The sequence below is a fragment of the Haematomicrobium sanguinis DSM 21259 genome (assembly GCF_000688395.1).
Lineage (GTDB): Bacteria > Actinomycetota > Actinomycetes > Actinomycetales > Micrococcaceae > Haematomicrobium > Haematomicrobium sanguinis.
In genome coordinates this window covers 181,193-189,058 of record NZ_JIAG01000006.1, presented here as the reverse complement: position 1 = coordinate 189,058, position 7,866 = coordinate 181,193, and the positions used below count along the sequence as shown (strand labels likewise).

General features: G+C 61.6%; 8 protein-coding genes. 2 read left to right on the top strand and 6 right to left on the bottom strand.

The annotated features are described in order from the left end of the window. The first annotated feature begins 298 nt into the window (after positions 1–298). Positions 299–1,375, top strand: coding sequence for a PLP-dependent cysteine synthase family protein (locus O148_RS0107335; protein WP_026530398.1), 1,077 nt, complete (start codon positions 299–301; stop codon positions 1,373–1,375). A gap of 57 nt (positions 1,376–1,432) precedes the next feature. Here O148_RS0107335 and O148_RS0107330 read toward each other — a convergent pair whose 3' ends face one another. After that, positions 1,433–2,092 (bottom strand): MBL fold metallo-hydrolase, encoded by a 660-nt coding sequence (locus tag O148_RS0107330; protein WP_026530397.1) that lies wholly within the window; start codon positions 2,090–2,092, stop codon positions 1,433–1,435. A 98-nt stretch (positions 2,093–2,190) separates the two neighbouring features. Between O148_RS0107330 and O148_RS0107325 the strand changes: the two genes are divergently transcribed. Then, positions 2,191–2,622 (top strand): Fur family transcriptional regulator, encoded by a 432-nt coding sequence (locus O148_RS0107325; RefSeq protein ID WP_026530396.1) that lies wholly within the window; start codon positions 2,191–2,193, stop codon positions 2,620–2,622. Here O148_RS0107325 and O148_RS0107320 read toward each other — a convergent pair. The 5 genes from O148_RS0107320 to O148_RS15415 form a co-directional block, all read right to left on the bottom strand. Next, complete coding sequence (locus O148_RS0107320) at positions 2,573–3,448, bottom strand: metal ABC transporter permease (RefSeq protein ID WP_026530395.1); 876 nt, start codon at positions 3,446–3,448, stop codon at positions 2,573–2,575. The genes O148_RS0107325 and O148_RS0107320 overlap by 50 nt on opposite strands. After that, on the bottom strand, positions 3,445–4,266 hold the full coding sequence (locus O148_RS0107315; RefSeq protein WP_026530394.1) for a metal ABC transporter ATP-binding protein: 822 nt from the start codon (positions 4,264–4,266) through the stop codon (positions 3,445–3,447). The genes O148_RS0107320 and O148_RS0107315 overlap by 4 nt, the downstream gene beginning before the upstream one ends. A gap of 13 nt (positions 4,267–4,279) precedes the next feature. After that, a complete protein-coding gene (locus tag O148_RS0107310; RefSeq protein ID WP_026530393.1) occupies positions 4,280–5,320 on the bottom strand; it encodes a metal ABC transporter substrate-binding protein in 1,041 nt (346 codons plus the stop codon). Between the two features lie 66 nt (positions 5,321–5,386). Further along, positions 5,387–6,454, bottom strand: coding sequence for a hemolysin family protein (locus O148_RS0107305; protein WP_026530392.1), 1,068 nt, complete (start codon positions 6,452–6,454; stop codon positions 5,387–5,389). Beyond that, the gene (locus tag O148_RS15415) at positions 6,447–7,799 is read right to left on the bottom strand and encodes a hemolysin family protein (RefSeq protein WP_035745304.1); all 1,353 of its coding nucleotides are present in this window, start codon (positions 7,797–7,799) and stop codon (positions 6,447–6,449) included. The genes O148_RS0107305 and O148_RS15415 overlap by 8 nt, the downstream gene beginning before the upstream one ends. Positions 7,800–7,866 lie beyond the last annotated feature (67 nt).

Genomic DNA, 7,866 nt, shown 5'->3' with positions numbered 1-7,866 from the left:
AGGGCACGTCTACGTCCTCGGCAAAGCATGGACCGGGCAAACGATCCACGTCATCCATACCCCGAACACCGTCGAACTCTTCACCCGCGAGGGCGAAAGCCTGATACTCAAACCCTGGCCCCCACCCAAATCCGTCAAATACGAAGCCATCGCACGCCAACTCACCCACCCACACACCCGACACCACACACCCCACAAAAACTGTCCACTATGTATTGAGACCTAACTGTCCACTATGTATTGAGACAGTACAACCACATTTTCGCCTCCGCCAAGGCAACTCGCGTATATTCTTAGTGTGCTCACCGAACACTCCTCCGCAAGACGCCAGTGGATCCACGAATCCATCCGCCGCATCGAAGCTGACGGCAACCGTTCGGCGGACACCCATCTCTTCTCGGTCCCTCTGCCGCAAGACTGGGGCATCGATCTCTACCTCAAGGACGAATCGACCCACCGCACCGGCAGCCTCAAGCACCGGCTCGCCCGCTCGCTCTTCCTCTACGCCCTGGTCAACGGGGACATCCACGAGGATTCCACCATCGTGGAGGCGAGCAGCGGATCCACCGCCGTCTCCGAGGCCTACTTCGCGAGCCTGCTCGGCCTGAAATTCATTGCCGTGATGGCTAAGACAACCTCTCCGGAAAAGATCGCGCTCATTGAAAATTACGGCGGGACCTGCGCCTTTGTGGAGTCCCCGGGCGAGGTGTACGCCAAGGCCGCCGAGTTGGCCGAAGCGACCGGCGGCCACTACATGGATCAGTTCACTTTCGCAGAGCGCGCCACCGACTGGCGCGGCAACAACAACATCGCCAACTCGATCTTTGATCAAATGCGCCTGGAGCCGCACCCGATCCCGGCCTGGATTGTCGTGGGCGCGGGTACCGGCGGCACCAGCGCCACGATCGGACGCTACCTGCGCTATCACCGGCACGCGACGAACCTCGCGGTCGTCGACCCGGAAAACTCCGTCTTCTACTCCAGTTGGGCTGGCACCGAATCCCCGAGCTCGCAGAGCGGATCCCGGATCGAGGGCATCGGCCGGGCGCGCCTGGAACCGAGCTTTGTCCCCGGTGTCATTGACGCGATGATCCAAGTCCCGGACCGCGCCTCGATCGCCGCCATGCAACACCTCAAAAGCCTGACCGGAATCGCGGCGGGCCCCTCCACCGGCACCAATCTATGGGGCGTCTGGGGCATCATCGCCAACATGCTGGAAAACGGCGAACGCGGCAGCGTGGTCACCTTGCTATGCGACCCCGGCGAGCGCTACACCTGCACCTATTACGACGACGAGTGGCTGGCTTCCAAGGGCCTCGCACCTCGCGACGAGGTCGCCCGGATTGAAAATTTCTTAGCCACCGGTACCTGGTGACCCCCGCGGCTGCGGAGGCAACGCCGTCGTGCATCAGCGGGTGAGACGCCCCGAATACTACACCTCGCGGGTATCCCCCGGCGCCCAATCTTCATAGGTGAGGCCATAGCGCTCGGCGATCCCGGTCAGGTTGCGGTTAACGATCCCGCGGCCAAGCTCATTCAGGAGCGCGTCGTGAACAGGGAGAGCCAGCGGGGCGCGCACCGAAATGAGGAAGTCAACGACCTCGGACACTTTCGACCACGGCGCGTGGAACGGGATGAGTAGCACTTCGGGCTCCGCGCGGTAAGGCACGACCAAGGAATCGCCCGGGTGGTACACCGCATCATCGAAGAGGTAGCCGATGTTGGCCACGAGCGGAACCAGCGGGTGAATGACCGCATGCTGCCCGCCGAAGGTGCGCACCTGGAAACCGGCAATCTCGAGTTGGGAATCCGGCGCCGACTCCATAATGCGGGCCCCCACCTCGGTCGATGCCTTGTCCCCTAGCATCGCCACCACGGCTGAGGGCGCATAGAGCACCGTTTCGGGTTGAGCGGCCAGTACCTCGAGCACCCGGTCGGGGTCGATGTGGTCGGGGTGCTCGTGGGTGATGAGGATCGCGTCGGCGCCCTGGCACGCCTCTTCAATCTCGGAGAATCCTCCCGGGTCCACGGTGATGATCGAGCCGTCTTTTTCCAGTCGCACGCAGGCGTGAGTGAACTTGGTGATCTTCATGCTCTGAATCTAACACCTCGCATCTGGCGCCGGAATGCTCCCCGACGCGGCACTGTTAGGCTACAAAGGAGAAATTCAGGCCAAGCGAAGGGTGGAATATGGCTCAGCATATGCACGCCAAACTGGGCGATCAACGCGTCACAAAGCAACGCTTGGCCGTCTCGACCGCTCTGGACAACGCCAACGACTTCATGAGCACGCAAGAGTTACACCGCACGATCACCGAGGCGGGCGGACGGGTGTCGCTGGCGACCACCTACCGGATTTTGCAGGCATTCGCGGACGCCGGGCTGGTGGATGTGTTGCGCGGTGGCGACGGCGAGGCCATTTATCGCCGCTGCGAGGCGGAGCAGCATCACCACCATGTGCTGTGCCGCCAGTGCGGCACAGCGGTAGAAATTCAGGCTCCCGAGGTGGAGAAGTGGGCGCAGGCCATTGCCGCGAAACACGGGTTCACCGAGGTGAATCACACCGTGGAAATCATGGGGCTGTGCGCAACCTGCCAGCGCGCAAACTCCGCGTCCGCATAGCCTCGATTCCGCGGCACAGCAGGTAGATCACGAACGAGATGGTGGTCACGTAAGGGCTCACCGGAATCGTGCCGCCAAGCGACAACAGGATGCCGCCCACCATCGCCGTGAGCGCAAAAATGGTGCTCAGAAGAACGACGGCGATAGGCGCCTTGGCCACGCGGAGCGCGGCGGCCGCGGGGGTAATTAAGAGCGCCAAGACGAGGAGCGCACCGACCACTTGGATGGAAAGTGCGACGGCAATGGCCAACAGCATCAGGAAGAGCACGCCGAGGGTGCGGGTGGGAACGCCTCGGGCGGCGGCGACAACGGGATCGACGCTCGCGAAGGCGAGCGGGCGCCAGATTCCGGCGAGGATCGCGAGGGCGATGATGGCCATGACGATCAGGCCGGTGAGTTGAATGGAGTCCACCGCGACGATCTGCCCGGTGAGTAGCCCGAACTTGTTGGCGGCGCGGCCCTCGTAAAGAGATAGGAAAAGGATTCCCAAGCCCAGCCCAAAGGGCATGAGCACCCCGATGACCGAGTTTTGGGTGGAGGAGCGTAGCGACAGCATGCCCAAGAGCAGGGCCGCGAGGAAGGAGCCGACTAACGACCCGGTCATGACATCCGCCCCGATCAGCAGAGCGAAGGCGGCCCCTGCGAAGGAGAGTTCGGCGATACCGTGGACGGCGAAGGCGAGGTCCCGCATCATCACAAAAACGCCAAAGACTCCGCCGACGACGCCCAAGATCACGGCGGCCCATAGCGAATTCTGGACGAGTGGCACGAGGTCCGCAAAGTCGTCGAAGTTGAAGATTCGTCCGAAAATGTTGTCCCAGTTCATGCGACCTCGGTGTGCTCGTGATCGCAGCGCGCCGTCGGCTCGCCGTGGATGAATATTTGACCGTCCAGGTGCAGCACCTGAACCGGCGAGCCGTAAAGCTCGGAGAGCACCGCAGAGGTGAGGACTTCCTGCGGGGTGCCGATGCGGAAGCGCGAATCCACCAGGTACAGCACCCGGCCGACGTAGGGCAAGATCGGGTTGATCTCATGGGTGACAAAGAGGACAGCGGTGCTGCGGGTAACGCGTTGCTGGTTGATCAGGGCACTGACGCTGCGCTGGTGGGTCAGGTCCAGGGACAGGAGCGGTTCGTCGCACAGCAGGACGTCGGGATCGGTGGCGAGCGCTTGGGCGACGCGCACGCGTTGCTGTTCGCCGCCGGAAAGGGCGCCGACGGATTCTGTTGCCAGGTGCGCCGCGCCGACTTGTGTGAGCAGAGTATTTACACGGTTCTTGACCGATGCCTTGGGAAGCGGCAGGCCCCACTTGGTGCCGTTGATCCCCATCGCGACGAGGTCTTTCACCCGGGCCGGAGTTTGCGGTGCGAAGAGTTGTTGCTGCGGGATGTAGCCCAGCCGCGGGTTTCCGCGGTGGACCGGTTTTCCGGCGATCTCGATGTCGCCGTGCGCCAGCGGGACCTGCCCGAGCATGGCCTTGAGCAGTGTGCTTTTTCCCGAACCGTTGGGCCCCAGGATGGCAATGAATTCGCCGGGGCTCACCTGTAGGTTCAGGTGGGACCAGATGGTGCGTTCGCCGAGAACTACGGTCGCGTCGCGAACCGCGACGACGGGATTGTCGGGGTGCGTGGGCGGTGCGCTCATCGAAATGCTCCCTTTAGTTTTGTGGGTGGATTGCGGCGAGTTGCTCAATATTGGCGCCCATCCACTCCACATAGCTCAGATCGCCGTCAATGGTTTCGCCAAAGCTCAGTACCGGGGTCTCGAGCGATCGCGCTTGCGCGGCGAGTTGCTCGATTTGCGGGGTGCTCGCTTGGGAATTGATGACAAGAGCGAGTACCACTTTGGCGTCTAAGAGATCCTTCATACTCTTCATGAGCGCGGGCGAGACGTCCTGTTGGTTTTCCATTGCGGCAATGAACTCGCTCGGTGACTGGTTCTGCAATCCGGCGTCTTCGAGGAGGTAGGCGCTCACGGGTTCCGTCTCCGCGACGGTTTTTCCGTTGAATGCCGGGCGCATTGCGCTCACGCGTTCCTGCATCTTATCGATGCGGCTGACGAAGTCGCTGGCGTTGGCGGCAAAGTCGTTGGCGCGCTCGGGAGCGAGAGCGCCGAGCTTCTCGGCAATGGTGTTCCCGAGTGCGCGCATGGCATCCAGCGAGTACCAAACGTGTTCGTTGAAATCGCCGTGCTCGTGCTCATGCCCTTCTGCGCTTTGTGAATCTGTACAGTGCTCATCAGTACCGTGCTCATCTGTATTGTGCTCATCCGTGCTGTGCTCATGCTCGGCGGTTGACTCATCGGCGCCGTCCAGGCCCGAGACCTCCGCGGCGTTGACCACGGACTCCTGGTTTTTCCCGGATGCCTCGGCGAGCGTGGTCATGAAATCGTCATACCCACCGCCATTGAGAACCACCAGATCGGCCTTTTGGACGGCGAGCCGGTCGCGTGCGGTGGCCTCGTAGGAGTGCGGATCCTGGGCGCCAGAGGTGATGATCGGCTGTGCCGAAACGGCGTCGCCCCCAATCTCTTGGACGATGCTCGCGTAGACGTTCGTGGTAGTGACAACGTGGACCGCGGCGTCGCCGGTGGACTCATCCCCTGCCCCGCTTGCTCCAGACTCGGCGCTAGAGCACGCGCCGAGGCTGACAGCCAGCGCGGCGGAGAGCAAGACAGTTAACGGCCGACGCCACGACATGACACACCCATCTTGTTGAGAACTGTTCGCAAAAACCACAGTAGCTTATTTGCGAACAATTCTCATCTAGCCGTGAGTGTGGTGGGCCTCGTGGCCGTTCTCTTGGGTGGCGTCGTGAATTTCGCCGACGAGCTCCTCCACGATGTCCTCGAGGAAAATCACCCCGAGTGTATTTGCCTTAGCGTCCAGAACTCGCGCCATATGGGTGTTCTTGCCCTGCATATCCAGCAAGACGTCCTCGATCTCCTCGTCGGCGCGCGAATTGCTGAGCGTGCGAATTTGGGTTTCGCGAAGCGGCTTGTCGGCAAGGTCTTCGCGCACGCTCATGACGTCTTTGAGGTGCACATAGCCGGTCAGCTCGCCGTCCGCATCCTTGACCGGGAAGCGGGAGAAGCCGTAATTGGCGACCGCAGCCTCCACCTCTGCAGGCGTGGCGGACTCTGGCATCGTGATCAGTTGATCCAGTGGAACCATCACTTCGTCGGCGGTATGCCCGGAGAATTCGAGCGCACCAGAAATGACTCCGGACTCATCATCGACCAATCCGTGCCGTTGCGACTCGGCCACAATGGACTGCACCTCATCGAGGGTGAACGTGGAGTTGACCTCGTCCTTGGGCTGAATACCCACCAGCCGCAAGGCATGATTGGCGAGCCAATTCAACGCCACGATAATAGGCTTGACGATCTTGGAAATGAAGACGAGCGGCGGCGCCAACAGCAGCGCCGCGCGGTCGGCAAAAGTGACCGCCCAGTTCTTGGGGACCATCTCGCCCAGCGTCACGTGCAAGAACGTCACCAGGAGCAGAGCAATGGCAAAAGCAATCCAATAACCGACCTCGCCGGGGATGCCCATCCACTCCAACGGCCCCTCGAAGACGGCCTTGATGGAGGGTTCGGCAACGTTCAAGATCAACAGCGAACACACGGTGATGCCCAATTGCGCACAGGCCAACATCAGGGACACATGTTCCATGGCCCACAGCGTGGTCTTAGCGCGCTGGGAGCCGGCGTCCGCCTTCGGCTCGATCTGAGAACGCCTGGCGCTCATAATGGCGAACTCGCTTGCCACAAAGAATGCGTTGGCAGCCAGTAGCACCACCAGCCAGACAAAGCCCATGACTTCGCTATTCATGGTGCGCCTCCTCGCCGCGCGCCGGGGCTGCCGGGGCTACTGATTCCGCCGGTGCCGCTTGGCGGAACATCACCCTATCCACTCGGTGACCATCCATGCGGGCCACTTGCAGCACCCCGCCGTCTACGTCGATCTCGTCGCCGCGTTCGGGGACACGCCCCAACTCGGCCATGATCAAGCCGCCGATCGTTTCGTAGTCCGGCCCGTCTTCCACGCGCAAGCCCGGTACCTGCTCGCTGGCCTCGTCCGGGCGCAGCATCCCGGGAAAGAACCAGTTGCCGTTGGTGGACATGAGCACGCCGGGGAGTTTCTTGTCGTGCTCATCGGAAATATCGCCGATGATCTCCTCGACGAGGTCCTCCAGCGATACGATGCCCGCGGTTCCGCCGTACTCATCGAGGGCAACCGCGAGTTGCAAATTGGCATCGCGCAATTGCGAGAGCAACGAGTCTAATTCCACGGTCTCCGGGACCTTCAGCACGTCCGTCATGATTGTGGCAATAGGGGTGCTGGCCCGCTCGGATTTCGGTATCGCCACGGCGTTCTTAATGTGGGCGACACCCACCACATCGTCCGGCGAGTCATTAATAATCGGGAAGCGGGAATATCCGGTCTTGCGGGAGCGCTCGAGCATGTCCGTTACCGAATCCGATTGGTCGAGAAACTCCACCCGGATGCGCGGGGTCATTACGTCATCGGCACGGCGGTCGCCAAACTGCAAGGTTCTGGCCAAGAAGTTCGCGGTCCCCTCATCCAGTGTGCCCATCAGAGCGCTGCGGCGCACCAGCGAGGACAGCTCATCGGGGGTGCGGGCGCCGGTCAATTCCTCTTTCGCCTCGATACCCATCCTGGCCAAGACCCCGTTGGCAAAACCATTGAGGAGGTTAATCGCCGGACGAAATACCGCGGTGAACATCAGCTGAGGACGGGCTACCCATTTTCCGACGGTGAACGGTTCGGCAATGGAAAGATTCTTGGGGATCAGCTCGCCCAGCAACATCGAGAACAGTGTGGCCAGCGCAATCGCGACCAGGGTGCTGATGGTTTTTGCCAGGGCTTCCGGCGTGCCCCAACCGAGCAACACCGGGTCCAGATAGTGCGAGATTGCTGGCTCCAGCACAAAACCCGTCAGCAAGGTTGTGACGGTGATACCGAGCTGGCAGGCCGAGAGCTGGGTGGACAGCGTCTTCAAGCATTTCATGAGCGGGACGGCCGCCGTATCGCCGTTATCGATAGCCCGCTGCACCCGCGGCTGGTCGAGAGCTACCAGCGCAAACTCCACGGCAACGAAAAATCCGGTGCCGGCAATCAGCACCAGACCGAAAACTAAACTCAGCCACTCCATGATTCACCTCCCCGTTTCCGGGTCAGTGAGCACGTTTGGCTGCTCCCTCCAGGCTCCTCAAGGGAGC